This window comes from Aeromonas caviae (genome assembly GCF_000819785.1).
Classification (GTDB): Bacteria; Pseudomonadota; Gammaproteobacteria; order Enterobacterales; family Aeromonadaceae; genus Aeromonas; species Aeromonas caviae.
This window is the reverse complement of sequence record NZ_CDBK01000047.1, coordinates 1-26637: the sequence shown is the minus strand read 5'-3', so window position 1 is coordinate 26637 and position 26637 is coordinate 1. Positions and strand designations below refer to the sequence as shown.

27 protein-coding genes are annotated in these 26637 nt (G+C 59.6%); 8 read left to right on the top strand and 19 right to left on the bottom strand.

Annotated features, from left to right (window positions below):
- Positions 1-2: 2 nt before the first annotated feature.
- From fabZ to rpsB, 12 genes are all read right to left on the bottom strand, one after another.
- Positions 3-464 carry a 3-hydroxyacyl-ACP dehydratase FabZ gene (gene fabZ / locus BN1120_RS08070; RefSeq protein WP_010673414.1) on the bottom strand — a complete coding sequence of 154 codons (462 nt, stop codon included), beginning with the start codon at positions 462-464 and terminating at the stop codon, positions 3-5.
- A gap of 24 nt (positions 465-488) precedes the next feature.
- A complete protein-coding gene (gene lpxD / locus BN1120_RS08065; protein ID WP_039039449.1) occupies positions 489-1508 on the bottom strand; it encodes a UDP-3-O-(3-hydroxymyristoyl)glucosamine N-acyltransferase in 1020 nt (339 codons plus the stop codon).
- A gap of 3 nt (positions 1509-1511) precedes the next feature.
- On the bottom strand, positions 1512-2024 hold the full coding sequence (locus tag BN1120_RS08060; RefSeq protein ID WP_029313943.1) for an OmpH/Skp family outer membrane protein: 513 nt from the start codon (positions 2022-2024) through the stop codon (positions 1512-1514).
- 147 nt (positions 2025-2171) lie between these two features.
- Positions 2172-4595, bottom strand: coding sequence for an outer membrane protein assembly factor BamA (bamA, locus tag BN1120_RS08055; RefSeq protein ID WP_041214690.1), 2424 nt, complete (start codon positions 4593-4595; stop codon positions 2172-2174).
- Between the two features lie 34 nt (positions 4596-4629).
- Entirely contained in the window at positions 4630-5982 is a 1353-nt protein-coding gene (gene rseP / locus BN1120_RS08050; RefSeq protein ID WP_039039430.1) for a sigma E protease regulator RseP, read from the bottom strand.
- 76 nt (positions 5983-6058) lie between these two features.
- Positions 6059-7255: a 1-deoxy-D-xylulose-5-phosphate reductoisomerase gene (gene ispC, locus BN1120_RS08045; RefSeq protein WP_042015541.1), complete on the bottom strand. Its 1197-nt coding sequence runs from the start codon at positions 7253-7255 to the stop codon at positions 6059-6061.
- A 67-nt stretch (positions 7256-7322) separates the two neighbouring features.
- Complete coding sequence (locus tag BN1120_RS08040) at positions 7323-8180, bottom strand: phosphatidate cytidylyltransferase (protein ID WP_039039428.1); 858 nt, start codon at positions 8178-8180, stop codon at positions 7323-7325.
- Between the two features lie 27 nt (positions 8181-8207).
- Positions 8208-8984 (bottom strand): polyprenyl diphosphate synthase, encoded by a 777-nt coding sequence (gene uppS, locus BN1120_RS08035; protein WP_039039427.1) that lies wholly within the window; start codon positions 8982-8984, stop codon positions 8208-8210.
- 72 nt (positions 8985-9056) lie between these two features.
- Positions 9057-9614: a ribosome recycling factor gene (gene frr / locus BN1120_RS08030; protein ID WP_010673406.1), complete on the bottom strand. Its 558-nt coding sequence runs from the start codon at positions 9612-9614 to the stop codon at positions 9057-9059.
- Positions 9615-9709: 95 nt separating this feature from the next.
- The gene (pyrH, locus tag BN1120_RS08025) at positions 9710-10444 is read right to left on the bottom strand and encodes a UMP kinase (RefSeq protein WP_010673405.1); all 735 of its coding nucleotides are present in this window, start codon (positions 10442-10444) and stop codon (positions 9710-9712) included.
- Positions 10445-10515: 71 nt separating this feature from the next.
- Complete coding sequence (gene tsf / locus BN1120_RS08020; RefSeq protein ID WP_010673404.1) at positions 10516-11397, bottom strand: translation elongation factor Ts; 882 nt, start codon at positions 11395-11397, stop codon at positions 10516-10518.
- Between the two features lie 104 nt (positions 11398-11501).
- On the bottom strand, positions 11502-12230 hold the full coding sequence (gene rpsB, locus BN1120_RS08015; RefSeq protein WP_010673403.1) for a 30S ribosomal protein S2: 729 nt from the start codon (positions 12228-12230) through the stop codon (positions 11502-11504).
- A gap of 358 nt (positions 12231-12588) precedes the next feature.
- Between rpsB and map the strand changes: the two genes are divergently transcribed.
- The 4 genes from map (at position 12589) to BN1120_RS07995 (ending at position 17750) form a co-directional block, all read left to right on the top strand.
- Entirely contained in the window at positions 12589-13377 is a 789-nt protein-coding gene (map, locus tag BN1120_RS08010; protein ID WP_042015536.1) for a type I methionyl aminopeptidase, read from the top strand.
- A 64-nt stretch (positions 13378-13441) separates the two neighbouring features.
- Entirely contained in the window at positions 13442-16084 is a 2643-nt protein-coding gene (gene glnD / locus BN1120_RS08005; RefSeq protein ID WP_042015535.1) for a bifunctional uridylyltransferase/uridylyl-removing protein GlnD, read from the top strand.
- Between the two features lie 178 nt (positions 16085-16262).
- Positions 16263-17090 carry a 2,3,4,5-tetrahydropyridine-2,6-dicarboxylate N-succinyltransferase gene (gene dapD, locus BN1120_RS08000; protein ID WP_010673400.1) on the top strand — a complete coding sequence of 276 codons (828 nt, stop codon included), beginning with the start codon at positions 16263-16265 and terminating at the stop codon, positions 17088-17090.
- 276 nt (positions 17091-17366) lie between these two features.
- On the top strand, positions 17367-17750 hold the full coding sequence (locus BN1120_RS07995) for a DUF3461 family protein (protein ID WP_039039426.1): 384 nt from the start codon (positions 17367-17369) through the stop codon (positions 17748-17750).
- Between the two features lie 164 nt (positions 17751-17914).
- Here BN1120_RS07995 and ptsG read toward each other — a convergent pair whose 3' ends face one another.
- The 4 genes from ptsG to BN1120_RS07980 form a co-directional block, all read right to left on the bottom strand.
- Positions 17915-19348: a PTS glucose transporter subunit IIBC gene (gene ptsG, locus BN1120_RS07990; protein ID WP_010673398.1), complete on the bottom strand. Its 1434-nt coding sequence runs from the start codon at positions 19346-19348 to the stop codon at positions 17915-17917.
- Positions 19349-19395: 47 nt separating this feature from the next.
- Entirely contained in the window at positions 19396-19626 is a 231-nt protein-coding gene (locus BN1120_RS21690; RefSeq protein ID WP_145983737.1) for a hypothetical protein, read from the bottom strand.
- A 151-nt stretch (positions 19627-19777) separates the two neighbouring features.
- Complete coding sequence (locus tag BN1120_RS07985) at positions 19778-20752, bottom strand: MalM family protein (protein WP_042015533.1); 975 nt, start codon at positions 20750-20752, stop codon at positions 19778-19780.
- Positions 20753-20842: 90 nt separating this feature from the next.
- On the bottom strand, positions 20843-22165 hold the full coding sequence (locus BN1120_RS07980; protein WP_041214686.1) for a maltoporin: 1323 nt from the start codon (positions 22163-22165) through the stop codon (positions 20843-20845).
- A gap of 315 nt (positions 22166-22480) precedes the next feature.
- Between BN1120_RS07980 and BN1120_RS21205 the strand changes: the two genes are divergently transcribed.
- Complete coding sequence (locus tag BN1120_RS21205) at positions 22481-22621, top strand: hypothetical protein (protein ID WP_154109896.1); 141 nt, start codon at positions 22481-22483, stop codon at positions 22619-22621.
- A 71-nt stretch (positions 22622-22692) separates the two neighbouring features.
- Here the strand turns inward: BN1120_RS21205 and BN1120_RS07975 are convergent, their stop codons facing one another.
- The 3 genes from BN1120_RS07975 to BN1120_RS07965 form a co-directional block, all read right to left on the bottom strand.
- Positions 22693-23133: a flavodoxin gene (locus tag BN1120_RS07975; RefSeq protein WP_039039423.1), complete on the bottom strand. Its 441-nt coding sequence runs from the start codon at positions 23131-23133 to the stop codon at positions 22693-22695.
- Positions 23134-23317: 184 nt separating this feature from the next.
- Positions 23318-24094 (bottom strand): tRNA pseudouridine(65) synthase TruC, encoded by a 777-nt coding sequence (truC, locus tag BN1120_RS07970; protein ID WP_324046314.1) that lies wholly within the window; start codon positions 24092-24094, stop codon positions 23318-23320.
- Positions 24094-24429 (bottom strand): YqcC family protein, encoded by a 336-nt coding sequence (locus tag BN1120_RS07965; protein WP_010673392.1) that lies wholly within the window; start codon positions 24427-24429, stop codon positions 24094-24096. The genes truC and BN1120_RS07965 overlap by 1 nt, the downstream gene beginning before the upstream one ends.
- 197 nt (positions 24430-24626) lie before the next feature.
- On the opposite strand from BN1120_RS07965, the gene BN1120_RS07960 reads away from it, so the two are divergent.
- The 3 genes from BN1120_RS07960 (at position 24627) to BN1120_RS07950 (ending at position 26316) form a co-directional block, all read left to right on the top strand.
- Complete coding sequence (locus BN1120_RS07960) at positions 24627-25655, top strand: DUF3549 family protein (protein ID WP_039039422.1); 1029 nt, start codon at positions 24627-24629, stop codon at positions 25653-25655.
- A 68-nt stretch (positions 25656-25723) separates the two neighbouring features.
- Positions 25724-26020, top strand: a complete 297-nt coding sequence (locus BN1120_RS07955) for a DUF3301 domain-containing protein (protein ID WP_039039421.1) — start codon at positions 25724-25726, stop codon at positions 26018-26020.
- A gap of 59 nt (positions 26021-26079) precedes the next feature.
- Positions 26080-26316 carry a DUF2789 domain-containing protein gene (locus BN1120_RS07950; RefSeq protein WP_039039420.1) on the top strand — a complete coding sequence of 79 codons (237 nt, stop codon included), beginning with the start codon at positions 26080-26082 and terminating at the stop codon, positions 26314-26316.
- Positions 26317-26637 lie beyond the last annotated feature (321 nt).

Below are 26637 nucleotides of genomic sequence, written 5' to 3'. Positions count from 1 at the left end.
GGTTATACCTCGCGCTTGGCGCACATCAGTTCGGCAGTACAGACCACTTCACCGTCGACGGTGGCGACACCGGTGAACTTGGCGATGCCGCGACGCTCCTTCAGGAACTCCACATCCAGCACCAGCTGATCGCCGGGGCCCACCGGGCGCTTGAAGCGGGCATTGTCGATGGAGGCAAAGTAATAAAGCTCGTTGGGGGACGGCTTGCCCACCATGGTGAAGGCCAGGATACCGGTGGCCTGGGCCATGGCTTCCAGGATCAGCACGCCGGGGAAGACCGGCTTGGCCGGGAAGTGGCCCTGGAAGATCGGCTCGTTGAACGAGACGTTCTTGATGGCGCGCAGGGTCTTGCGCTCATCGCTGATCTCGTAGTTTTCCACCTTGTCCACCATCAGGAACGGATAACGGTGGGGCAGCAGATCCATGATTTCCTGGATGCCCAGGCTCTTCTTTTCAGTAGTCAAAACAGTACCCTATACCAATCGTGATTATTCTTGATCCAGCTTTTTCTCAAGCTTGCTCAACCGCTTGTGCATCTCTTCGATACGCATCACCCGGGCGGCGGTCTTGCGCCACTCTTTATTGGTTTGCAGGGGGATGCCGGAAGAGTAGATACCGGGCTCGGTGATGGGACGCATCACCATGGCCATGCCGGTGACGGTGGCCTGGTCGCAGATCTCCATGTGCCCGTTAAAGACGGAGGCACCACCAATGATACAGTATTTGCCGACCTTGAGACTACCGGCCATCACGGTGGAGCCCGCCACGGCAGTGCCGTAGCCGATCTCGACGTTATGGGCGATCTGGCACTGGTTGTCGATGATGACGTTGTCAGCGATGCGGGTATCTTCCAGCGCACCGCGGTCGATGGTGGTGCAGGCACCGATCTCGACCCGGTTGCCGATGGTCACGCCGCCGAGCTGGGGGATCTTGATCCACTCGCCACGCTCGTTGGCATAACCGAAACCGTCTGCCCCGATCACGGTGCCGGCCTGTACCAGACAGTCCGTGCCCAGGGTCACGTTGTGATAGAGGGTGACGTTGGCCCACAACCGGGAGCGCGCTCCCAGTCGGGTATCCTTGCCAACGAAACAGCCCGGGCCGATGCGCACATCGTCACCCAGCACGACGCCGGATTCGATCACCGCATTGGCCCCGATGGCCACTCTCTCGCCCAGTTGCACGTCCGCCGCGATGACGGCGCTCGGATGGATATCCATGGCCGGCTGCGGGGTGGTGTCCAGCAGTTGGGCAACCCGTGCAAAGCCCACGTAGGGGTCCTTGAGCACCAGGGCGTTGGTGGGGCAAAACGGCAGGTCTGCCTCGGTGATGAGCACGGCAGTGGCCTTGCTCTGCTCCAGAAAATGCCGGTACTTCTTGTTGGACAGGAAGGCTATCTCCCCCTCCCCGGCTTTTTCCAGTGTCGCGACCTTGCGAATTTCCCGGGTCCCATCCCCATGGACCTCGGCCCCCAGTTGCTGGGCCAGCTGTGCGAGAGTGAATGCCATCAATTAGTTGCTCTTGCTAACCTGAGAAATAACCTGGCCGGAGATGTCCAGCTTGCTGGCTGCATACGGGGCGGCGTTGCGCTCCAGCACCAGATCGTAGCCATTGCTCTTGGCGATGGCGTCGATGGCAGCCTGCACCTTGGTCAGGATCTTGTTGCGCTCTTCGGACTGACGGCGACCGTTGTCCTGTTCAAACGCCTGACGCTTCTGGTTGAACTCCATCTGCAGCTTGGCCAGCTTCTCCTGGCTCTGCTTCTTCTGCTCGGCGCTCATGAAGGCTTCGTCCTTCTTGAACTTCTCGACCAGTGCCTGACCGTCGGACTCCAGCTTCTGCAGTTCACGCATGCGCGGCTCGAACTCGCCCTTCAGCTTCTTGGCAACGGCTTCACGCTGGGGCAGCTTTTGGAAGACTTCGCCCATGTCGACCACGGCAATCTTGGTCTCAGCGAAGGCAGAACCCATGCCGGCAGCCATCAGTGCAAAGCTCAAACCAGCTACTTTCAACGCTTTATTCACACTTACTCCTTGGTCCCTCGGTCGAGGGCTACCTGATTTACCTGATTGTGCAAGCGATCCACGAGATCGTCTTGTTACCTGGTGAGGCACGCAAACGCGCGACCCATCATGCTTCCCCCCGCCACGGCGGGGGGGCGTCCGCTCCCCTTAGAAGGTACGGCCGATGTTGAAGGAGAAGACTTCGGTGTCGTCCCCTTCGTATTTCTTGATTGGTCTTGCCAGCACGAACACCAGCGGGCCCATGGGAGAGAGCCACTGCAGCGACAGGCCGGTCGACATCCGGATGTTGCTCGGGTCGGAGTAGTCCATCAGATAGTTGCAACCACTGAAGCAACGGTTCTGATACTGGCTGTAGTCGAAGTGGGTATCCCACACGGAACCGGCGTCGATGAAGAAGCTGGTCCGCAGCTGAGGCTGATAGGTCTCGGAGGCAAAGGGCGTCGGCACGATCATTTCCAGCGAGGCCACCGCCAGGGCGTTGCCCCCGACCGAGCTGTCAGTGCCCTGGATCACGTCGTTGCCGCCCAGGTTGTAGTAGTAGAGCGCCTTCGGACCCACGGTGTTGCTCTTGAAGCCACGCAGGGTGTCGAAGCCACCGGCGTAGTAGTTCTCGAAGAACGGCAGGACGTGCTCGTAGTCGCCATTGCTGCCATAGCCGTCGCCGTAGGAGGCACGGGCCTTGGCCAGCATGACCCACTTGTGGTCGGCATCAAACGGGAAGTAGTGGGCATCTTCGGCGTTGAGCTTGAAGTACTGCAGATCCATGCCGGGCACCGTCACCTTGGCGTTCACCCGCTGGCGGTCACCCGCGGTCGGGAACTGACCCTTGTTGAGGGTGGAGCGGGTCCAGCCGGCGGTGACGTCCACGGTGTTGAACACCATGCGGTTGTCGCCATCCAGATTGCCGCTGTAGACCTTCCAGAACTCGTCCACCTGTACATAGGGGTTGGGCTGGGAGAGTTTGTTGTTCTCGTAGCCCAGGCTGAAGTCGAGACGGTTGTTCTCGTTGACCGGGAAGCCGCTGGAGAGACGGAAACCGACGGTGGTGTTCTCGTAGTCCACGATGTTGGCGTCGGCCGCACTGAACTTGTTGTAGTAGAGACGGCCGCCCAGGCTCACCCCGTCCACGGTGAAGTAGGGGTCGTTATAGCTCAGGTCGACGCTCTTGGAGTAGTCGTTGGTGCTGGCGTTGATGCCGATCTTCTTGCCGGTCCCCATGAAGTTGTCCTGCTGCAGACCCGCCTGCAGGCTCAGACCCGACTCGGTGCCGTAGCCGATACCGGCGTTGATGGACCCCGCCGGCTGCTCCTTGACCTTGAAGTCCAGATCGACCTGGTCATCGCTGCCCGGCACCCGCTTGGTGTCCACTTCCGCGGTCTCGAAGAAGCCGAGGCGGTTGAGACGGGTCTTGGACTGCTCGACGTTGTCGGAGGAGAGCCAGGTGCCCTCCATCTGGCGCATCTCGCGACGCAGCACTTCGTCCTTGGTGGTGACGTTGCCGCTGAAGTTGATGTTGCGCACATAGACCCGGGGACCCGGCTCCACGTTGACGATGAGCTCCACTTCCTTGGTCTGGTCGTTGATCTGGGGGAAGGTAACCACTTTCGGATAGGCGTAGCCGTAACGGCCGAGGAACTTGGAGAGCACCTCTTCGGTATGGGTCACCTGACTGGCGGAGTAGACGCTGCCCGCCTCGATGGGGATAAGGCCCTTCATTTCGCCGCCGCGGTCGATGAGGTCACCCTTGAGCTGGATACCGGAAACCTTGTACTGCTCCCCTTCCTTGACGTTGAGGGTGACGTAAACGCCCTTCTTGTCCGGGGTCATGGAGACCTGGGTGGACTCCTGGGTGAAGCGGATGTAGCCGCGGTCCATGTAGTAGGAGCGCAGCACTTCGATGTCACCGGCCAGCTTCTGCTTCTGGTAGCGCTGATCGCCAGTGAAGTTCCACCAGGGCACGTCGTCCTTGAGGGAGAGCTGGGCCAGCAGCTTCTCTTCCGGGAAGACGTTGTTGCCAACGATGTTGATCTGCTGGATCTTGGCCGCTTCCCCTTCCACGAAGGTGAACTTGAGGTCGACCCGGTTGCGCGGCAGCGGGGTGACGATGGCCTTGACCTTGGCGGAGTACTTGCCCACGCCGTAGTAGAAATCTTCCAGCCCTTTCTCGAGGGAGCTCAGCACGGTGCGATCCAGCGGATCACCCACGCGGATCCCGGAGGATTCCAGGCTCTGGGTCAGTTGCTCTTCCTTGATGTCCTTGTTGCCGGAAAACTCGATGCTGGAGATGGTCGGGCGCTCCTTGACCACCACTTGCAGCACCTGACCGTCGCGATAGACCTTGACGTCCTCGAAGTTGCCGGAGGCATAGAGCTTCTTGATGGCGTTCGCCAGGGATACGGAGTCGACGGAATCACCGACCCGCACCGGCAGATTCAACAGGGCGGCACCCAGGGTCACCCGCTGCAGGCCCTCGACCTGAATGTCTTGCACCACAAAAGAGGCCGGGGCAGCCTGAGCCAGGAAGCTGGCCCCCAGCAGGCAACTCAACACCAATGCTTTTTTAACAGCCATTTTGTTCTTATGTGTCCTTGTTGATGCTCTGGCCTCAGAGGCGAGCGAAATCATTAAACAGCGCAATGCCCATCAGTAACATCAGAATGGCGGCGCCTATCCTGAACCCAACTTCCTGAATTTTTTCCGATACCGGCTTGCCGGTGATCGCCTCGATGAGGAAATAGACCAGATGGCCACCATCGAGCACCGGCAGGGGGAACAGGTTGATGATCCCCAGGTTGACGCTGATGAGCGCCAGGAATCCGAGGAAATAGACCAACCCGTAATCGGCGCTGCTGCCGGCCCCCTTGGCGATGGAGATGGGGCCGCTCAGGTTGTCCAAAGAGACGATGCCACCGATCAGCTTGCCTATCATGTCGAAGGTCAGGGTGATCAGGCTCCAGGTCTTCTGGACCCCATGCCACAGGGCTTGCAAAGGCCCATACTGTAACAGAGTTCGATACTCATCCGGTAATGGAACCAGTTGCGGCGACAAGCCCACAAAACCGACCAGCTGGCCCTTCACTTTCTTCCCGTCCGGGGTCAGGGTCAGGGTCATCTCGCTGCCCCCGCGCTCCACCGTCACCTGCAGCGGCTGCGCCGGTGACTGCTGGACACGCTCGACAAACTGGGCCCATTCGGTGATGGCCTCTCCATCGACCCCCTTGATGCGATCCCCTATCTGAAGGCCGGCCTTCTCACTGGCGCTCGACGGCACCACGGCCTCCACCACGGGCAGCACCTTGCCACCGAGGGGCACTATCCCGAGGCTGCCAATGGGAGACTCCTTGTCGGGGTCAAACTTCCAGCCTGCCAGCTGCAGGGTCTTATCCACTGCATAGCTGGTGTTGGCCGCCTTGAGCTTGAGCTGGACCGAGTCATCGCCAAGGTGGCTGATGAGGGCGTAGGTGACGCTCTCCCAGTCACCGGTCTCCTCGCCGCCGACGCCGACGATCTCCATGCCTGGCAGGATGCCTGCCTCTGCCACGATGGAGGCGGGACGCACCTCGCCCACCACGGGTTTGACGCTCGGCACCCCTATCATGAACATCAGCCAGAAGGCGAACAGGGCGAACACGAAGTTCGCCATGGGGCCAGCCGCCACGATGGCCATCCGGGCCCAGACGCTCTTGTGGTTGAAGGCCTGCGCCTCCTCCCCCGGTTTGAGTTCATCGACCCGGCCATCCAGCATCTTGACGTAACCGCCAAGGGGGATCAGGGCCAGCACGTATTCGGTGCCATCCTTGCCAAGGCGACGCCAGATGGCCTTGCCAAAGCCGATGGAGAAGCGCTCCACTTTGACGCCGCAACGACGAGCCACCCAGAAGTGGCCAAATTCATGCACCGCCACCAGCAGCCCGAGGGCCACGATGAAGGCGCCGATATTCCACAGAAGCCCGCCCATCAGCCGCGTACCTCGCGGTCATGTCCAGTCCTGCGCTCGAGAGCATGGAGAGGGGCTGGCTGCCACCACAGTCCGTTCATACGGCAAGCTCCTTTATCAGTTGCTGGGCACGGGCTCGGGCCGTACCGTCCAGGGCGATGAGATCCGCCAGAGAGCCGGCAGCACTGCTGCCCAGCTCGGCCATGACGGATTCGTTGACTCTGGCAATATCCATAAATCCGATCCGCTCTGCAAGAAAAGCCGCGACGGCCTCCTCGTTGGCGGCATTGAGGGAGGTGGTCGCCCCCTGCCCCTGCTGGCACGCGCTCATGGCCAGCGCCAGACAGGGATAGCGCTCATAGTCGGGCCGGATAAAGCTGAACTCTCCGACACTGAAGAAATCCAAAGGTTCCACACCGGACTCGATCCGTTCCGGATAGGCCAGAGCGTGGGCAATGGGAGTACACATGTCCGGGTTGCCGAGCTGGGCCAGCACGGAGCCATCCTTGTACTGCACCATGGAGTGAATGACGGACTGGGGGTGGATCACCACCTGGATCTGCTCGGGGGCCGCATTGAACAGCCAGCGCGCCTCGATGTACTCCAGCCCCTTGTTCATCATGGTGGCGGAGTCCACCGAGATCTTGGCCCCCATGGACCAGTTGGGATGGGCAATGGCTTGCGCCGGGGTGACATGATGCAGTTCACCCACATCGGCATAGCGGAAAGGTCCGCCGGAGCCGGTCAGCAGGATCTTGCTGATCCCCGCCCCGGCCAGATCGCAGAAACCGGGCTGGCGCTGCACGTCGACCGGCAGGCACTGGAAGATGGCGTTGTGTTCGCTGTCGATGGGCAGCAGCTCGGCGCCGTGCTCGCGCACCGCCTCCATGAAGAAGGCTCCGGACATCACCAGCGCCTCCTTGTTGGCCAGCAGAATGCGCTTGCCGGCGCGCACGGCAGCCATGGTGGGTGCCAGACCCGCCGCACCGACAATGGCCGCCATCACGCTGTGGGCATCGGGGTGAGCAGCCACGTCGCACAGGGCTGCCTGACCGGACAACACCCGGGTGGTGCTGCCGTGAGCCTTGAGTCGACCGACCAGATCGCTGGCGGCGGTCTCATCCACCATGACGGCGAAACGGGGAGAGAATTCGAGACAGTCTCGCACCATGGCATCCACGCTGCGGGCTGCAGTCAGCGCCAGCACCTGCCAGCGCCCGGGGTTGTGGCGCAGTACCTTGAGGGTGCTCTGACCGATGGAGCCTGACGCTCCCAGGATCACCAGGTTTTGCATCAAGACTCCTGATTGGGTAACAGACTGATGGAGCGGGACGCTCCCGGGATCATCAGTGCGCGAAACATCAAAACTCCGGACCGAGCAACAGGTAGCTGAGCAGGAAGACGGGCAGCGCCGCCGTCAGGCTGTCGATGCGATCGAGAATGCCCCCATGACCCGGCAACAGGGTGCCGGAATCCTTGATGCCGGCTTCCCGCTTGAACATGCTCTCGGCCAGATCGCCGAGCACGGAGGCCAGCACCGCCAGCAGGGAACAGAGCAGCACGGTGCCCATCTTGGCAGGCACGAAGCCCATGAACCAGGTCACGCCGATGGCCAGCAGGCTGGCGGTAAACAGCCCACCCAGCATGCCTTCGATGGTTTTACCCGGGCTCACGGCCGGCGCCAGCTTGTGTTTGCCGAACGCCTTGCCGAAAAAATACGCGCCAGAATCTGCCGCCCAGACCAGTCCCATCACGAACAGCAGGATCCAGGCCCCCATCATGGGGTCGTGATAGAAGTTGTAACCGCGAATGGCCACCAGGGACCAGAAGAAGGGAACCAGAGTCACCAGACCGAACAGGGATTTGAGCCAGATGGATTCACGCCACAGCCTGGCGCTTTGCGGGTAGCGCAGCACCAGCAGCAGCCCCAGCAGCCACCAGCTGACGGCAGTCCAGAGCACGCCCATCACCAGCGGATGCAGTTGGGGGATCCAGAGTTGCTCCACGGGCACCCAGAACAGGCTGGCCCCCAGCAGCAGACAGAACACCAGCGGCAACCACTGTTGCGGCTGGGCAGTGACGAAGGCACTCCACTCACGGCTGGCCAGCAGAAAGACCAGGGCGGCGAGCAGGGCAAAGAATTTCAACGGCAGAAAAAACAGCGCCCCCAACACCAGGGGTACTAGCAGTAATGCGGTAATAATTCGTTGTTTTAGCAAAAGAAACCTCTCTCTTGGGAGCGGGGTTTAGCCGGTCTGTTGCGCGGCGATCAATTCCCGGATCTGTTCACCCGTACACCCGAAGCGACGCTCGCGAGCAACGAAGGAGGCAACTGCCCCACTGAACTCGGCCTCGTCAAAATCGGGCCACAGGACCGGGGTAAAATAGAGTTCGGCATAGGCGAGCTGCCAAAGGACAAAGTTGCTGATGCGATGATCCCCGCCGGTGCGGATCAACAGATCCACGGGGGGCAGATCAGCCATGCAGACATGACGACCCAATGCCGCCTCATCGACCGCCTCGGCATCCAGTTCACCCGCCGCCACGGCCCGTGCCAGGGTCCGGGCCGCCTGGGCGATGTCCCACTGACCGCCATAGTTGGCGGCGATATTGAGGGTCAATCCCTGATTGTTGGCGGTCAGGGCCTCGGCCTTGGCGATCTTGGCCTGCAGCCGCTCGCTGAAGCGGGCAGTGTCGCCAATCACCCGAAGGCGAATGCCGTTGCTGTGCAACTTGCTCACCTCGCGACCCAGCACCGTCATGAACAACTCCATCAGGGCGTTTACTTCCCCTTCCGGACGGCGCCAGTTCTCGCTGGAAAACGCAAACAGGGTCAGCGCCTCCATCTTGGCACGGGCGGCAAAGGCCACGGCCTCACGCACGGATTTCACGCCCGCCTTGTGCCCGGAAACCCGCATCTTGCCGCGGTTCTGGGCCCAGCGACCATTGCCATCCATGATGATGGCGACGTGACGGGGCAAGGACGAGCTGGCGCTATCGCCTAGCGCTGCCAAAAGCGACATTCATTTCTCCCACAAAGACAAAAGCGCCGTGCAGGGGCACTACACGGCGCTCGTAATATACCTGTCGGAGGCTTAGATTTCCATTAGCTCCTTTTCCTTCACAACCAGGGCGTCATCCACCAGCTTGATGAAGGTATCGGTCAGCTTCTGGATCTCTTCCTGGGCGCGACGGTCGTCGTCTTCGGAGATCTCTTTCTCTTTCAGCAGGGCTTTCAGATCGGCGTTGGCATCGCGACGGATGTTGCGAATGGCAACCCGGGCACCTTCGGCTTCGGCACGGACGATCTTGGTCAGATCACGGCGACGCTCTTCGGTCAGCGGCGGCAGCGGCACGCGCAGAGTCTGGCCGTTGCTGGACGGGTTCAGGCCCAGATCGGAGGTCAGGATAGCTTTTTCCACCGCCTGGATCATGGAGCGATCGAAGATGGAGATGGAGAGAGTACGGGCATCTTCTGCCACCACGTTGGCCAACTGCTTCAGAGGAGTGGCAGCACCGTAATACTCCACCTGGATGCCGTCGAGCAGGCTCGGGTGAGCACGGCCGGTACGGATCTTGGACATCTGGGTCTTCAGCGACTCTACGCTTTTGCCCATGCGGTCCTTGGCGTCGTTTTTAATCTCGTTGATCACAGTGGTTTTCCTTTTGGCGAACGAGCCGACAGGCGGCTCGTATCTATCTTGTTGACTGGCGTAATGGACAAGCGAGCCTGGGGCTCACACTTGCCTTACTTGCTGGCCTGGTGGATCAGGGTACCTTCCGGCTCACCCATGATCACGCGGCGCAGCGCGCCCGGTTTGTTCATGTTGAACACCCGGATCGGCAGATCGTGGTCGCGGGCCAGGGTAAAAGCAGCAAGATCCATCACTTTGAGTTCTTTTTCAAGAACTTCATCATAACTCAGTTCCTGATAGAGCACGGCATCCGGGTTCTTGACCGGGTCATCGGTGAACACGCCATCGACCTTGGTGGCTTTCAGCACGACGTCGGCTTCGATCTCGATACCGCGCAGGCAGGCTGCCGAGTCGGTGGTAAAGAAGGGGTTGCCGGTACCGGCAGAGAAGATCACCACCTTGCCGGCGCGCAGCTGGCTGATGGCTTCGGCCCAGCTGTAGGAGTCGCAGACCCCTTGCAGGGAGATGGCCGACATCAGGCGGGCATTCACATAAGCACGATGCAGGGCATCACGCATGGCCAGGCCGTTCATGACGGTCGCCAGCATGCCCATGTGGTCACCCACCACGCGATTCATGCCTGCCTTGGCAAGGCCGGCACCACGGAACAGGTTGCCGCCACCGATGACCAGACCGACCTGAACACCCAGCTCAACCAGCTCTTTGATCTCTTGGGCCATCCGTTCCAGCACCGCCGGATCAATGCCGAAACCCTCGGATCCTTGCAGGGCTTCACCACTCAACTTCAGAAGAACACGTCTGTATGCAGGCTTGGGATTGGTACTCATGTCACTGATTCCTGGTCATATAAAGACCGCGACATAAGTCGCGGTCTGGGGAAACGGAAAAACCGGTTCGATTAGGCCTTCTGAGCGGCCGCGATCTGGGCTGCTACTTCAGCAGCGAAGTCGGTCTCTTGCTTCTCGATGCCTTCGCCCACTTCGAAACGGGTGAAGGAAACAACGTCAGCGCCTTCTTTCTTCAGCAGCTCGGCAACGGTCATGGAAGGATCTTTCACGAACGGTTGACCAGTCAGGGAAACCTCACCGGTGAACTTCTTCATGCGGCCTTCAACCATCTTCTCGGCGATCTCTTTCGGCTTGCCGGAGTTGATGGCGATGTCGATCTGGATTTCGCGCTCTTTGGCAACGACTTCGGCAGACACGTCTTCCGGTTTGACGAATTGCGGGCTGTTGGCAGCAACGTGCATGGCCAGATCTTTGGCCAGCTCGTCGGTACCGCCAACCAGCTTGGTGATAACACCGATGCGGGAGCCGTGAACGTAGGTGCCCAGGTTGTCACCTTCAACCAGCATCACGCGACGCAGGTTCATGTTCTCACCGATCTTGGCGATCAGGTTGGTGATGGTCAGCTCGACGGACTCGCCGTTGCCGAAGTCGGCGGCTTTCAGCGCGTCAACGTCAGCGATTTTCTGGGTAGCAGCGATCTCAACGATCTTCTGACCCATGGCCAGGAAACCGGCATCCTTGGAAACGAAGTCAGTCTCGCAGTTCAGCTCGATCATGACGGCAACGTTGCCTTCGGTACGGGCGAAGATCACACCTTCAGCGGCGATACGGCCAGCTTTCTTGGCGGCCTTGGCCTGACCGGATTTACGCATGTTCTCGATAGCCAGCTCGATATCACCGTTGGCTTCTTCCAGCGCTTTTTTGCAATCCATCATGCCAGCGGCGGTGCGCTCGCGCAGTTCTTTTACCAGGGCGGCAGAAATGTTTGCCATGTCCAGTATCCTCGGTCTTGAATTGACAAGAAACAGGGGCCACAAGGGCCCCTGCTAACCAATTACATCAGCTTGGTTAATAAGGGCTTTTCAGTCCTTATCAATTACTCAGCTTCAACGAAGCCATCTTGTTCGGCTTGAACAACGATGTCCTGCTCGCGGGCTTCCAGAACGGTGTCAGCAGCAGCGTTCAGGTACAGCTGTACGGCACGGATAGCGTCGTCGTTACCCGGGATGACATAGTCAACGCCGTCCGGGTTGGAGTTGGTATCAACGATGGAAACTACCGGGATACCCAGGTTGTTGGCTTCTTTGATAGCGATGTGCTCGTGGTCGGCATCGACAACGAACAGAACGTCAGGCAGGCCGCCCATGTTCTTGATACCACCCAGGCTCTTCTCCAGCTTTTCCATTTCGCGAGTACGCATCAGCGCCTCTTTCTTGGTCAGCTTGTCGAAGGTACCGTCTTCGCTCTGGGTTTCCAGATCTTTCAGGCGCTTGATGGACTGACGAACGGTTTTCCAGTTGGTCAGCATGCCGCCCAGCCAGCGGTGGTTAACATAGAACTGGTCGCAACGCTCAGCGGCTTCTTTGACGGCTTCAGACGCGGCACGCTTGGTACCTACGAACAGTACCTTGCCTTTCTTGGCAGCTACGGAGCTGATGAAGTTCATGGCATCGTCAAACATCGGAACGGTTTTTTCCAGGTTGATGATGTGAACTTTGCTGCGGGCGCCGAAGATGTAGGACTTCATTTTCGGGTTCCAGTAACGAGTCTGGTGACCGAAGTGAACGCCGGCTTGCAGCATGTCGCGCATAGAAACTTTAGCCATTTTATACCTCTGTATTGGGGTTAGGCCTCCACACATCCCATATAACCGACCCGTTAAGGCACCCCGGCATATGTGTCGATGTGTGTGTGTTGTTGAGTAAGGGTGATGGCATGAGGACACGAGTTCCCCATTCCGGCGCGCTTTATACCATAACTTTGGTCATGACACCACCAGCCCGGGTGCTAAAAATGGATCCCGGACCATGGTGCGACCGCCTGATGACGTTGCGATGACGATCACACTGGAAGTAAACGGGGGTTGGGGATAAAATTTCGCCCTGATTGCAAACGCATCTATTTTTCATTACCTGGTTGTTGGGCATCGGCAGGATGCGCAATCAGGCCCCAAGAGAGATCCCATGTCCATTAAAATCAAGACACCGGAAGAGATTGAGAAAATGCGTGTCGCCGGCCAGCTGGCCGCCGACGTGCTGGTCATGATCGCCCCCCACGTCAAGGCGGGCGTCACCACAGACGAACTGAATACCCTCTGCCACGATTACATCGTCGACGTGCAACAGGCCATCCCCGCGCCGCTCAATTACCACGGCTTCCCCAAGTCCATCTGTACTTCAGTGAACGATGTCATCTGCCATGGCATCCCGAACCACAAGAAGCTGCGGGAAGGGGACATCATCAATCTGGACATCACTGTCATCAAGGATGGTTATCACGGCGATACCTCCGCCATGTTCATCGTGGGTCAGACCACCCCCCTGCGTCGCCAGCTCTGCAAGGTGGCCCAGGATAGCCTCTATGCCGCCATCAAGCAGGTGCGTCCGGGCATGTGCATCACCGAGATCGGCGCCATCATCCAGCCCATCGTCGAGCAGGCCGGCTTCTCCGTGGTACGCGACTACTGCGGCCATGGCATCGGTGCCGAGTTCCACGAAGAGCCGCAGATCCTCCACTACCGCAACGGCGGCAAGCTGGAGCTGAAAGCGGGCATGTGCTTCACCATCGAGCCCATGGTCAACAGCAAGAAGTACCACTGCAAGGTCAATCCGAAGGATGGCTGGACCGTGACCACCAAGGACGGCGGCGACTCCGCCCAGTGGGAGCACACCCTGCTGGTGACCGAGGATGGCTGCGAGGTCCTGACCCTGCGCCCCGACGACACTATCGAGCGTTTTATCCGCCACGTTTGACATTCAACCCCGGCCGCGCGCCGGGGTTGCTCTTTACCCGGCCCGACCGAGAGTGTGACATGCCATGGATGCCAGCCTGCTTTCTCCCCATCTGCTCCCAGACGATCAGCTCACCCGTGACAACTGCAAGGAGTACCTGAGCCGCTTTCTCGCCTGGCTGCACGAGCGCTTCGACGCCGGTGACAACATCATCGAACTGGTGGCCACCCGCTCCGAATACATGGACGCGCTGCTGACCAGGCTCTGGCACAAGTTCGGCTTCGACAGGACCGAGCTCACCCTGATCGCGGTAGGCGGCTATGGCCGCGGCGAACTCCATCCCCACTCCGATATCGACCTGCTGATCCTCTACGAAGGAGATGAACTGGACGAGGTGCTGGGGCTTCGCATCGGCGAGTTCATCACCCTCTTGTGGGATCTCAAGCTGGAAGTGGGGCAGTCGGTGCGCAACGTGGCCGAGTGCATCGAGCAGGGCCGCAACGACATCACGGTTGCCACCAACCTCATCGAGGCCCGTTACATCACGGGTCGCCTGGCGGGATTCGAGCAGTTGCAGGCGGCCACCCAGCCCCAGCACTTCTGGCCGAGCGAAGCCTTTTTTCGTGCCAAACGCGAAGAGCAGGCCCTGCGCCACCAGCAGTTTCTCGGCACCGCCTACAAGCTGGAGCCGGATCTCAAGAACAATCCCGGGGGCCTTCGCGACATCCAGACCCTGGCCTGGGTCGCCCGCCGCCACTTCGGCGCCACCACCCTGTTCGAGATGACCAGCCACGGTTTTCTCAACCGGGCCGAGTACCGGGAGCTGCTCGACTGTCAGAACTTCCTGTGGAAGGTGCGCTTCGCCCTGCACATGGCCATCAACAAGGGGGACAACCGTCTCTTGTTCGACCGCCAGCGCACCGTGGCCCAGATGCTGGGGTTCGAGGGGGAAGGTAACGGCCCGGTCGAGCAGATGATGAAGCGTTTCTACCAGACGGTGCGGCGGGTGGCCGAACTCAACGAGATGCTGCTGCAACTCTTTGACGAGGCCATTCTCGGCAACACCGCCATGGACGTGCGCCGCATCAGCGACGAATTCCAGCTGCGCGGCCGCCTCATCGATGCGGTGGACTCCGAGCTGTTCGGCCGGGATCCTGCCGCCATCCTGCGACTCTTCTACCAGATAGCCCAGCACCCGGAGATTGCCGGCATCCACTCCGCCACCTTGCGCCAGTTGCGCGAGGCCAGACGCACCCTCAACTGCTGGCTGCAAGATCTACCCGAGTGCCGCCGTCTCTTCATGGCGCTCCTGCGCCACCCCAACGGCATCGGCCAGCCGCTCACCCTGATGCACAAGTACGGGATCCTCGCGGCCTACCTGCCCCAGTGGAACCTCATCGTCGGCCAGATGCAGTTCGACATGTTCCACGCCTACACGGTGGACGAACATACCCACAGGCTGCTGCAGAACATCCATCGCTTCCCGAATCCGGCCAGCCGCCAGACTCACCCGCTCTGCCACGAGGTGTTCACCCAGTTGCGCAAGCCCGAGCTGCTCAGCATCGCCGCCCTCTTCCACGACATCGCCAAGGGCAGGCGCGGCGATCATTCCGAACTCGGGGCCGTGGATGCGCTGGAGTTCTGCCAGTTGCACGGGCTGGATCGCTACGAGAGCCGACTGGTCGCCTGGCTGGTGCGCCACCATCTGCTGATGTCGGTCACCGCCCAGCGCCGCGACATCTACGACCCGGACGTGGTCACCGACTTCGCCCAGAAGGTGCGGGATGAATTGCACCTCGACCTGCTCTATTGCCTGACCGTGGCCGACATCTGTGCCACCAACGACAGTCTGTGGAACGACTGGAAGGGCACCCTGCTGCGCGAACTCTACTTCGCCACCCAGAAGGCCCTGCGCCAGGGGTTGGAAAACCCGCCGGACATGCGCCTCAAGATCCGTGAAAACCAGCGCCAGGCCAGGCAGATCCTGACCCAGCGCGAGGTGCCACAGGAGGCGGTCACCGCCCTCTGGAACGACTTCAAGGCCGATTACTTCCTGCGCCACAGCCCGGAGCAGATCGCTTGGCACTGCCGCAAGATCATCGCCCACGGTGACAACCCGGCCCCCCTGGTGCTCATCGGCAAGCACCCCATACGGGGCGGTAGCGAGGTGTTCATCTATTGTCGCGATACTCCCAACCTCTTTGCCACCGTGGCCTCGGCGCTGGATCAGAAGAACCTCAGCATCCACGACGCCCAGATCATGAATTCGCGCAACGACTACGTGCTCGACACCTTCATCGTGCTGGAACCGAACGGCGAGCCCATCAGCCCCAACCGTACCGCCACCATCAAGAAGGCGCTGGAGAAAGCCCTTCAAGAGCCGGGCAAGCTGGTGCTGCGCAGCAAGCCCCTGTCCAGACGCCACCGCCAGTTCAGCGTGCCGACCAGGGTGGTCTTCCTGCCCCACAAGGGGGAAAACCGCCACACCCTGCTGGAGCTGACGGCCCTGGACACTCCGGGCCTATTGGCCCGTATCGGTGCCGTGTTCCAGCAGTGCGGCCTCTCCCTCCATGCCGCCAAGATCACCACCATCGGTGAGCGGGTGGAGGACTTCTTCAGCCTCACCACCCTGGCCGGAGAGCCGCTGAACCCGGAGGAGCAGCAAGCCCTCGAGGAGAGGCTGGTCAATCAGCTCAACCCCCAGGAACCGGTTGGCGAGAGTGCCTGACACGCTAGGATGAAGCCTCGAAAGAGGCTTTTTGACGTATTGATTCCTCAATCAGAACAAATGGTTGGACCACTCAAGTACAATAAATCGCCCTGATTCTGAAGAAATCGGCGAGAGCCCTTAAAAACGATTGGAAAAGTGTGATACAACAAACAGAATTTTATAAAGGAAACCTGTCATGACCCAGTTGCAACAGACCATCGAAGCGGCCTTCGAGCGCCGTGACTCCATCACCCCCGGCTCCGTCGATGCCGCCACCAAGGCAGCCATTCTGGAAGCCATCGACCTGCTGGACTCCGGCAAAGCCCGGGTTGCCGAGAAGATTGCCGGCGAGTGGGTCGTCCACCAGTGGCTGAAGAAGGCCGTGCTGCTCTCCTTCCGCATCAACGACAACGGCATCATCAAGGGCGACGATGCCCAGTACTACGACAAGGTTCCCCTGAAGTTCTCCAACTACACCGAAGAGCAGTTCAAGGCTGCCGGTGTACGCGTCGTGCCGCCCGCGACCGCGCGCAAAGGCTCCTTCATCGCCCCGAACACAGTGCTGATGCCCTCCTACGTCAACATCGGCGCCTTCGTCGATGAAGGCACCATGGTCGACACCTGGGCCACCGTGGGCTCCTGCGCCCAGATCGGCAAGAATGTGCACCTCTCCGGCGGCGTCGGCATCGGCGGCGTACTGGAGCCACTGCAGGCCAACCCGACCATCATCGAAGACAACTGCTTCATCGGTGCCCGTTCCGAGGTGGTTGAAGGGGTGATCGTCGAGGAGGGCTCCGTCATCTCCATGGGGGTCTTCATCGGCCAGTCCACCCGCATCTATGACCGCGAAACCGGTGAAATCCACTACGGCCGCGTCCCGGCCGGCTCCGTGGTCGTCTCCGGCTCCCTGCCCTCCAAATGCGGCAAGTACAGCCTCTACGCCGCCGTCATCGTCAAGAAGGTGGATGCAAAGACCCGCGCCAAGGTCGGCATCAACGCCCTGCTGCGCTCCATCGACGAGTAATCCACGCCGATGTCATCAAGGGCACCTCTGGTGCCCTTTTTCATGCCCACTCTCATGGGTGGGCGCCAACTCCCCCCTGCCCCACCAGCACTGCACACCCCCATGAGACGATACCGCTTATGGCAGTGCTGGCAAGGCGTTCACCCCTCCCCTTGGCTCATTAATTAAAGAAGACCTTTTTGACACCAATTTGAATTTGGCGCGCCTGTCACAGGCAAGGCGTCCGGACTCGGGTAAGATAGAGGGGTCAGGATCGTTTCAAACCAAGGAAGCCCGATGTACGAGAATCTCAAGAGCCTGGGGATCCAGGAACCCACCTCGGTGGACAGCTACACCCTGCGCCAGGAAGCCAACCACGACATCCTCAAGATCTATTTCAAGAAGCAGAAGGGTGAATTCTTCGCCAAGAGCGTCAAATTCAAATACCCCCGCCAGCGCAAGACCATGCTGGTCGACTCGGGGACCCATGAGTACAAGGATGTCACCGAGATCAACGCCAACCTCAAATACGTGGTGGATGAGCTGGACAATCTGACCCAGGGCGGCCAGCCTTCCGCCGATCCGGACATCAAGCAGAAAATACTGCGCGACTTGCGTCATCTGGAAAAAGTGGTGCAGAACAAGATCAGCGAGATAGAACGGGATCTCGAAAAGCTTTAAGCCGGTCTGATGCAGCAAAGGCGCCCAGGGGCGCCTTTTTCATTGGGTCACACCATGCTGGCGCCGCCAAGGAAAGCCCCCGCACATGTCCCGCCACCAAACGCAACCCAGCAAAAAGGGAGGCTTGCGCCTCCCTTTTCGGAACTCGGATATCGGAGCGACAATCAGTTGCTCTTCATCCAGATGTCCATTTCAGTTTTCAGGTTATCGGACTTGGTGCCGAAGATGGCTTGTACACCGGAACCAGCCACCACCACACCGGCGGCACCCAGTTTCTTCAGACCAGCCTGGTCAACCTTGGCCACATCCTTCACACCGACACGCAGACGGGTGATGCAGGCGTCCAGAGAGGCGATGTTCTCTTTGCCACCGAAGGCGGAGACCAGTGCAGCAGACATCTCGTCCTTGCTCTGACCGGCAGAGGACTCTTGGGCAGCTTCGTCTTCACGACCCGGGGTTTTCAGGTTCATGGCACGGATGACCACGGTGAAGACCACGTAGTAGATGACTGCGTAGACCAGACCCAGACCCACCAGCAGCAGCATGTTGTCGGCACGCGGAGATTGCACCACGAAGTCGATGAAGCCGTTGGAGAAGGTGTGACCGTGAACGACACCCAGCATGTTGGTCAGCACGTATGCCAGACCGGCCAGCAGGGCGTGGATGGCGTACAGAACCGGGGCCACGAACAGGAAGGAAAATTCGATAGGCTCGGTGATACCGGTCAGGAAGGAGGTCAGGGCAGCAGAAGCCATGATACCTACGATCTTGGCGCGGTTTTCCGGCTTGGCGGAGTGCGCAATGGCGAATGCAGCAGCAGGCAAACCGAACATCTTGAACAGGTAGCCACCCGCCAGCTGACCGAAGCCGTTGCCGGCAGCACGAGAAGCGTCATCAGCAGTCAGGAAGCAGGTCATGATGCCGTGTACGGTTTCACCGGCGGCGTTGACGCAGGTACCAGCCTGATAGAAGAACGGCACGTTCCAGATGTGGTGCAGACCGAACGGGATCAGGGAGCGCTCAACCACACCGTAGATACCGAAGGCCAGGACCGGGTTCTGGTTGGCAGCCCAGTCGGAGAAGGCACCGATGGCACCACCAATCGGCGGCCAGATGAAGGAGAGCACGACACCCAGACCGATGGAAACAAAACCGGTGATGATGGGCACGGCACGCTTGCCAGCGAAGAAGCCAAGGTACTCTGGCAGCTGGATCTTGTAGAAGCGGTTGAACGCCCAGGCAGCCACGCCACCGGCGAGGATACCACCCAGCACACCGGTATCGATCTTCTCGACACCCATCACAGGCGCCATCACGGTCAGGGTAGCGGTCATGATGCCGTAGCCGACGATGGCGGACAGGCCGGACACACCGTCGTTATTGGTGAAGCCAAGGGCGACGCCCACGGCGAACAGCAGAGCCATCTGGCCGAATACGGAACCACCGGCCTGCTCCATCAGTTGGGAGACGATTTCCGGCAACCAGCTGAAGTGGGCAGCCCCCACCCCCAGCAGAATACCTGCAACGGGCAAGACCGATACGGGCAGCATCAGCGCCTTACCGACCTTTTGCAGATTAGAGAAAGCATTTTTTAACATGTGTGCGCTCCTGAATGGATTTTTTTCCGACAACGACTCAGGGCAGTTTATTGATGACGATGTGCTTCATCCGTCACTGCGCCAAATGCGTTTTCCGGGTTGCTTATTTTGACCAGCAGAATATAACCCAGCGGGGGTGGAAATGCCTCTGCCGGAAACAAGGGAATAATAAATTTGGAGGAGAGATCACAAGATAATAAATAAGCAGAGAGGGGGCTGCCTTGAATATTATTTCGTATTGTTATAGCTTCGCCGCAAAAAGAAATAAACCACTTCAAAATAAATCACAAAGAAACCAAACAATACCCAACGATACTCACTGTAACCAAATGTAACTTATTGCGGATTTATATTATCCAGTCTACCGATTAAAAAGGCCTCCAACAAGGGAGGCCTCCAATAAATATCGATTTTAATAAACCGAGATATTTAGTTCTTCTGTGAACGTTTCACTGCATCAATAAAGACCGATTTCGCCTTGGTTGAACCGGCGCGCTCGGCTTCATTCACGAGTTGCATCGCCTTGTCGATGTCACCGGCCTTCACCGCTTTCTCGATCTGGGCGTTGTAGAAGCTCTCGGTCTCGCTCAGCATGGCGGGAGCCGGTTTGCTCGGCGCTGCGGCAACGGCTGCCGTGGTGGCCGCCGTCGCAGCCACGGCAGTGGTAGCAGGCTTGGCCTGGCTCATCGCCACTTTGTCGGCGTATTCAGGCTTGAACACGGCTTCCAGGCCTTGTCCCTTGGCCATGTCCGTGACCTTTATCTGTACCAGACCCCAGGGCGAATGGGGGATCACGGGGTCCTTGATATCCGGCTCGACCGTGCCGTTGGCACGGGCAAAGGCCTTCGCGGGGTGCAAGATGGTGGTGCTGCCCGCCGTCTCGTTGGCCGGCGCATAGACCACCATATAGGTTTCAGTGGCGGGATTGCCCGGCATGCTGCGGTCCACGAACACACGCCCCTCAATCCTGTCGTTGTCGAGCAGGTGGGCTGGTTGATAGGCAAAGACCGACTCACCCAGCACGCGAGTCACCTTGAACTGGGCATCCAGCATGATCACCTTGGGAACCAGGACCGTCTTGCTGACCTGGGAGGCCAGGGTGATGGCCAGATTGCCGGTATTGGCCGGCAGACGATAGGCGGCAAAATAGCTCATGCCCTCGTCAAACTGATAACTGGGCTGCTTGCCGTCGATGGCCAGCAGCGTCTCGCCTTCCGGCAGGGAGACATAATTGAATTCGTTGAACCCTGTGCAACAACTGGTTGCCTGGGAGAGCGCCTGCTTGGCCTGATCGGCATTACTCAGAATGGAGGCGTGCTCCTGCACGGGCACCACCATGCTACCGGAACAACCGGCCAGCAGCGCGGTAACCATGGCCGCGATAGACATCTTTACCAGTTTCATTCTTCTTATCTCCATAACCCGGTTGCCACATCATGCGAAACAAAACTGCCCCCATAAGGGGGCAGTGACTAACTTAACTGAAGATATTGCTTACCACCAGGCTTCTGCTTGTACGCCAACCTGATAGGTGTCTTTGGAGGTGTTGCCTTCAAAGGCGTTCTGGTCTTCGGTGTTCTTCAGGTAGGTGGCGAACACGCGGATTTCCGGACGGGCCCAGAAGCTGGAGCCGGCAGACCAGGCCTGAGCCAGGGTCAGCTTGTAAGCGCCATCTTTGTCGGTGGTACCGGAAGTGGACTTGTTCTTGTCCTGGAAGTAGCCGCCTTCGAAGATGGTCTTGTTGAAGTCATCCCACTTGTACATCGGGCGAGCGACGACAGACATGGTTTCGTACTTGTCGTTGCCGTTCCACATCTCGTTGCCTACCCCGTAGACCAGCTGGTGACCCATTTCCCAGGAGTTGCCCATCGGGATGACGCCCCAGTTGATGATACGGTAGCCATCGGCACCGGCTTTGGCTTCGGCACCATACCAGGAACCGTCACCGTAGAAGGCCATGGTCTTGGAGTAGCCTTCGGTACCGTACTGCAGCACGGTCTTGTTGAAGCCACCGAAGATGCCTTGGGTCAGTTCGGCAGTCAGCATGACGCCGTTCTTCATGTTGTCGTTCTTCAGATCTTTCTGGGCGTCTGTCTCATTGACCAGGGCATACATGGCGCCCACTTCCAGAGAACCGTCCTGCCACAGCGGGATGCCGGCATAACGCACATCCAGGGTGTTGACGTTCAGATCTTCGTTCTTCTGATAAACCGGATCACCGTTGCCATCTACACCGGTCTGGGTGTACTGACCGAAGACATCACCCGCGCTGCGGTCGTTGCGGACCCAGGCCAGGGAGAGCTTGCCAGGACCAGCCTGGATGCCTTCGATACCGGCGCCGGCACCGGAGATGTTCCAGTAGTAGAAGTCAGAGATGTGGATGTCGTGACGTTGGTAGTAACGCTTACCGGCCCACAGGGTGGCTTCCGGCGCGAAGCCCAGCAGCCCCTTGGCTTGCACGTTGAACTGACGCAGGGCGAAGTCGGAATCGCCGTTGCACTGCTTGGCATCGAAGTTACAGACGGTGCCGGTACCTTCCCAGTCGTTGGAGCCGTTGGACGCCATGGCGAACATGGAGTCTACGTAGAAAGTCTTGCCATCTTTGTTGAAGACTTCCTGACCCAGCTGAACTTCGCCGTAGGTATCATTTTCGTTACCCAGACGACCAACCTTGTTGACGTTGTATTTGACCATGTCCCCGTCACCGGAAACACCGACACCTGAACGGAAGTAGCCGTGGAAATCAACGGCGAAGGCGGCTTGGGAAGCCAGGGCTGCGGTTACTGCTGCAGCGATCGGGAGCCACTTTGCTTTCATTTTCATTTTCCTTATTCCCGCTGAGAGGAGTGTGATCCTGATATTCAAGTTCTTATCACCGGAAAAACGTTTTGGTGATAACCGAGGTCGATTATATGTACCCAAATTCCCTGCAAACATGAGCTGATTCACAAAACGATGACAAATCGCACGCCACCCACGACTACAGCAACAACAGGTCAATAAATTTGCATTTGTTGGCGACAATCACCCATGAAAAGCACAAAAAAGAAAAACAACAACCAAAGAAAGCGCTTTCAAATATTAATTCGCGACGAGAGTTAAGTGATAAATCCGTGTCGCAGTAGCAAAAACATGACTGAAATCGCTTTCAATGCGGAACTTTTAATTTTTCAATTTGTCGTGGGTGATGATGAATATGGCCAACCGGTTATCATCATTGGCGAGAAAAATAACCGGACGAAAGAGAGGATATATTTGGAGGCTGAGGCGTGACGCCCCAAAAATAAAACACCCCCGTCAGCACACTCACGGAGGTGAATTTATTCTCGGAGAGAAGGGTCTGGCTACAGTCTATTTTCCCAGGTTTTCAACCAGGCAAGCGCTGCCACTTCAGGCTCATCTTCTACCGTCGCATCGATTTCCAGGCGCACAACCAGTGGCTCGGCAGCCAGCTCCTGCAACAGAGCATCCAGCGTTCGCCCCGCTCCGCAGAAGTGTTCATAGCTGCTGTCTCCCATGGCGATGAGGGCATAGCGCCATCCCTTCATATAAGGAGCACGATCGGCCAGGGCACTGGCAAAGGGCTGCAAATTGGGCGGTATATCCCCCTGCCCCGTGGTGGCGGTCACGATGAGCAGAAAGCGGGAGGCATCGATGTCGGTCAGCGCCGCGTCATCGAAGATCTGGCAAACATGGCCATTGGCTTGCAGGTGGTCACAGAGGGTCTCGGCCACCAGCATGGCAGAGCCGTAGACGGTGCCGACCAGGATATCGATCTCGGCCATCAGCGACTCCTCAGGGACAGATATTGGACCCGGCAAGACCGGGATGGGTAGGAAGAGCCCCCCTGAACAGGCGGGGGGCACGCGATTGCGCAGGCGATATCTCGTTGAGCCATAAGTCATTCCTCTGACGTACCTGGGCTACAGCATGCCACAGCCCGGTCAGAGGCAACAGATGGAAAGAGGCTCAGGCGCCGTAGTCTTGCTCGCTGGCAGGCCAGCCCAGACGGGCGAACAGACCCAGCACCTCGGGGCCCAGGGGCGCCTGGATCCGCATCGGCACCTTGAGCACCGGATGCTCGAAGCTCAGACGGTGCGCGATCAACAGCAGGCGGTCGCACCCGTAGTGCTCGCGAAAGAAGCGGTTGTGCCGGCCATCCCCGTGGGTGGTATCACCAACGATGGGGTGGAACAGGTGATCCAGATGGCGGCGCAGCTGGTGCTTGCGCCCCGTCTTGGGAAAGAGGCGGACCAGGCTGTAGCGACTGGTGGGATGCTTCTTGGAGACGGCGAAGGGCAGCTCGACCTGATGCAGACGACGAAACGCGGTCACAGCCTCCTGGGCGGGGCGATCCGGGTCGCTGAAGGCATCGGCAATCTTGTCCAGCTGCTCCTTGAGCGGATAGTCGATGAGCCCCTCTTCGGGGGCCCATCCCCGCACCAGTGCCAGGTACTCCTTGTGGACCTGACGGGCAGCAAAGGCCTCGGTCAGGGTGCGGGCCACGGCAGGATCGAGAGCAAACAGCAGCACACCCGAAGTGGGCCTGTCCAGTCGGTGCACGGGGTAGACATGACGACCCCCGATCAGATCCCGGGTCATCTGCATGGCGAAACGGGTCTCGGCCTTGTCGAGCCAACTGCGGTGCACCAGGAGACCGGACGGTTTGTTCACCGCCACCAGCCAGTCATCCTGATAGAGCAGAGTCGGCTGCAAGGCATCCGCTGTCCGGGTCTGCTCGTCCATCATTGTTCGACCACTTTGCCGGAGAGCAGCAGATCGAAACGGGCGATCAGACGAAGCAGGGCCTCGACCTCCGCCAGCTCCTCTTTATAGACCTCACTCGCCATGGGATAGAGGGAGACGCTGGTCGGCAGCGGCGCCTGCAGCAGCACCAGCTGCTCCATGCGCGGGATCAGCACGAACTGCAGCCACTGATCGAAACTCAGGGTATCGACACAGAACGGCAGCTCGCTTGCCAGCGCCTCGCTCCCCGGATGGTCGGCTTGCCAGCGTTCCAGACGTTGCAACTCGGCAGTCAGCTCTCCCAGCAGACCGGCAACCAGCAGATATTGATTCATCTCGCTCACTTCCTCATCGCGGGCCCGGTCTGCGACGGGGCCCCACTCAATACGGCCATCAAAAAGGGGCGCTACTATACACCGACCCCGCAATGGCTGCCATGTTGCCGTCACCTTCATACCCTGCATCACCGCCTCTGGCTATCTGGTGCAGCCCCCTTATAATCGCCCGCATTATCTTCAAGCGGGATCTCTTCATGTCTTCCATCAACACCCTGACCGAGTTTCTGACCCAGGCCGATACCCAGTTTCAGCTGTTCGATCTGGGCCGCCAGGTGCGCCCGCTCCCCAGCGACCTCTTCGTGCGCATCGAGCAGCAGCAGGAGCCCTACCCCTGGCCGTTGCAGCAGCACGCCTGGCTCGGCGTGCACTTCTTCCAGCCCACCGAATCCAGGCACTACCTCTGGTTCCTCAAGTTCGCCCTCGATGAGCGCGGCCTGCTCATCTCCAGCGGCCCCAAGCATTTCATGGATCAGGTGGTAGAGACTCTGGGCTACAAGCTCACCGGTGAACTGGACGAAGAGAAGGCCCAGCGTCTGGCGGACAACCCCTACACCTTCCGTCCGGCCGAGGCCAAGATGGCCAGTGTGCACGCCAAGCTGGCCCGCCAGCTGGAACAAGCCCCTTCCGCTTACTACGAGGCCCTCTGCCACTATCTGGCGGCGCCGGGGGAAGAGGGGTGGCAGGCCCTGGGACTGCAAGGGTTTGCAGATCTCGCTGAGCGGCTGCAGGTTGAACGCAACCTGGCACTGGTCTGCAAGGCCTTGCCCATGCTGCCGCAGGCCCCTCTTTACGCCCTGTGCCAGAGCCTGGAGAACGCCCCCCTGCCTCCTGCCCTGCAAGGCGCATTGCTGGAGCGCATCGGCAAGGAGCAGGAGTGCGCCGAGCCTGACCCCGAAACCCTGGCCTATCTGTGCCGGGCACTGGCCTCCTGCCCGGGCAACGGACTGCGCACCAACAAGCTGCTGACCCTGCTGCAAACCCGGCCAAGTCCCTCCCTGCTCCTCGCCATCGCTGGCCGCCTCTGGCCCGATCTGAAACACCCCGAACTGCTCGGCCTGTTTCTGGAGCAGCTCGCCCTGCAACCCACCCAGTTCTTCAACCAGGTATTTGCCGAGCTCGTCACGCTACCGGCCTTGCGCAATGATATGCTGGCAAAACTGCGTGACCCCGAACGCAGCGAGGCCCTGGGTCTGGCCATCGGTCGCCTGTTCGCTGCCACCTAGGCCCGGCACGACGGCCCTGTTGCCTGGGGTGAACAGGGCCCCACACACATCACAGAAGGAACCCGCTGATGGGAGAAATGCTTGGGATCTTGCTGCTCGGCCTCGTTGGCTGGGCCTTCTGGCAACAGCGCCGCCAGGCGGAGCTGGCCTGGCAATACATGCGCCGCTACTGCCAGCACCATGACCTGCAACTGCTGTCGCTGGCGCGGACACACCGCGCCCTGGGGCACAAGCCCCTGCGCCTGCTCACCTACTACCAGTTCGAGTTCTCCAGCGACGGAGAGAGCCATTATCAGGGACAGCTCTGCATGCAGGGGCTGCATGTCGCCGGTGTCGAGCTGCCACCCCATCGTCTCCCCTCCTAGATTTGAGAGCACGGGGGCTGGCTATACTCTTCCACAGCCCCCTTCCAAGGAGTACCAACATGGAATTGCTCACCCATGACATGGCCGCCCTGTTTGCCCAGCTGGGGCTGGCCAGTGACGACATCAGCCAGCAGCGTTTTATCCGCGACCATCCCATCGATCGCCATACCCAGTTGCCCGACGCGCCGTTCTGGACTCCTTCCCAGGCAGGCTTTCTGCGCGATGCCCTCAGCCACGACGCCGACTGGGCGGAAGCCATCGACCAGCTGGATGTGATGCTGCGCCAGGGGACCTGATCCCCGCACTCCCGGCGGCCAGCGTTGGGTAGACGCGGAGCCGCCAATCCCCTCCCTCTCGCCACCCACGCCCTTCGCTCCGCTTTCCTGATGGACAGGCTTTGATTAAGCTCTGTGCCACTATCCACCCGCAGCAAGACGGCCGTGCAGGAGCCAAGATGTCAGCCCAAGAGATCATCCAGATAGCCAACGAACTCAGTGCCAGGGGGATCACCCCCTCTACCGCCATGGTCAAGGCCCGCCTCAGCCATCCCGTGCCCATGGCCGAGCTGCTCAAGGTGTTGAGCCAGTGGAAGCAACAACCCCAGCCCGCGTCGACAG

Bases quoted from the DNA above. Each gene is read 5' to 3' on its own strand.
- ispC (WP_042015541.1), bottom strand. From the start codon at position 7,255: ATGCAAAACCTGGTGATCCTGGGAGCGTCAGGCTCCATCGGTCAGAGC.
- bamA (WP_041214690.1), bottom strand. From the start codon at position 4,595: ATGGCTGTTAAAAAAGCATTGGTGTTGAGTTGCCTGCTGGGGGCCAGC.
- BN1120_RS21205 (WP_154109896.1), top strand. From the start codon at position 22,481: ATGACTGAAATCGCTTTCAATGCGGAACTTTTAATTTTTCAATTTGTC.
- BN1120_RS07985 (WP_042015533.1), bottom strand. From the start codon at position 20,752: ATGAAACTGGTAAAGATGTCTATCGCGGCCATGGTTACCGCGCTGCTG.
- map (WP_042015536.1), top strand. From the start codon at position 12,589: ATGTCCATTAAAATCAAGACACCGGAAGAGATTGAGAAAATGCGTGTC.
- pyrH (WP_010673405.1), bottom strand. From the start codon at position 10,444: ATGAGTACCAATCCCAAGCCTGCATACAGACGTGTTCTTCTGAAGTTG.
- truC (WP_324046314.1), bottom strand. From the start codon at position 24,094: ATGGACGAGCAGACCCGGACAGCGGATGCCTTGCAGCCGACTCTGCTC.
- rseP (WP_039039430.1), bottom strand. From the start codon at position 5,982: ATGGGCGGGCTTCTGTGGAATATCGGCGCCTTCATCGTGGCCCTCGGG.
- BN1120_RS07950 (WP_039039420.1), top strand. From the start codon at position 26,080: ATGGAATTGCTCACCCATGACATGGCCGCCCTGTTTGCCCAGCTGGGG.
- dapD (WP_010673400.1), top strand. From the start codon at position 16,263: ATGACCCAGTTGCAACAGACCATCGAAGCGGCCTTCGAGCGCCGTGAC.
- ptsG (WP_010673398.1), bottom strand. From the start codon at position 19,348: ATGTTAAAAAATGCTTTCTCTAATCTGCAAAAGGTCGGTAAGGCGCTG.
- BN1120_RS07980 (WP_041214686.1), bottom strand. From the start codon at position 22,165: ATGAAAGCAAAGTGGCTCCCGATCGCTGCAGCAGTAACCGCAGCCCTG.
- rpsB (WP_010673403.1), bottom strand. From the start codon at position 12,230: ATGGCTAAAGTTTCTATGCGCGACATGCTGCAAGCCGGCGTTCACTTC.
- BN1120_RS07975 (WP_039039423.1), bottom strand. From the start codon at position 23,133: ATGGCCGAGATCGATATCCTGGTCGGCACCGTCTACGGCTCTGCCATG.
- BN1120_RS07960 (WP_039039422.1), top strand. From the start codon at position 24,627: ATGTCTTCCATCAACACCCTGACCGAGTTTCTGACCCAGGCCGATACC.
- tsf (WP_010673404.1), bottom strand. From the start codon at position 11,397: ATGGCAAACATTTCTGCCGCCCTGGTAAAAGAACTGCGCGAGCGCACC.
- BN1120_RS07995 (WP_039039426.1), top strand. From the start codon at position 17,367: ATGTACGAGAATCTCAAGAGCCTGGGGATCCAGGAACCCACCTCGGTG.
- glnD (WP_042015535.1), top strand. From the start codon at position 13,442: ATGGATGCCAGCCTGCTTTCTCCCCATCTGCTCCCAGACGATCAGCTC.
- BN1120_RS07965 (WP_010673392.1), bottom strand. From the start codon at position 24,429: ATGAATCAATATCTGCTGGTTGCCGGTCTGCTGGGAGAGCTGACTGCC.
- uppS (WP_039039427.1), bottom strand. From the start codon at position 8,984: ATGTCGCTTTTGGCAGCGCTAGGCGATAGCGCCAGCTCGTCCTTGCCC.
- BN1120_RS07955 (WP_039039421.1), top strand. From the start codon at position 25,724: ATGGGAGAAATGCTTGGGATCTTGCTGCTCGGCCTCGTTGGCTGGGCC.
- lpxD (WP_039039449.1), bottom strand. From the start codon at position 1,508: ATGGCATTCACTCTCGCACAGCTGGCCCAGCAACTGGGGGCCGAGGTC.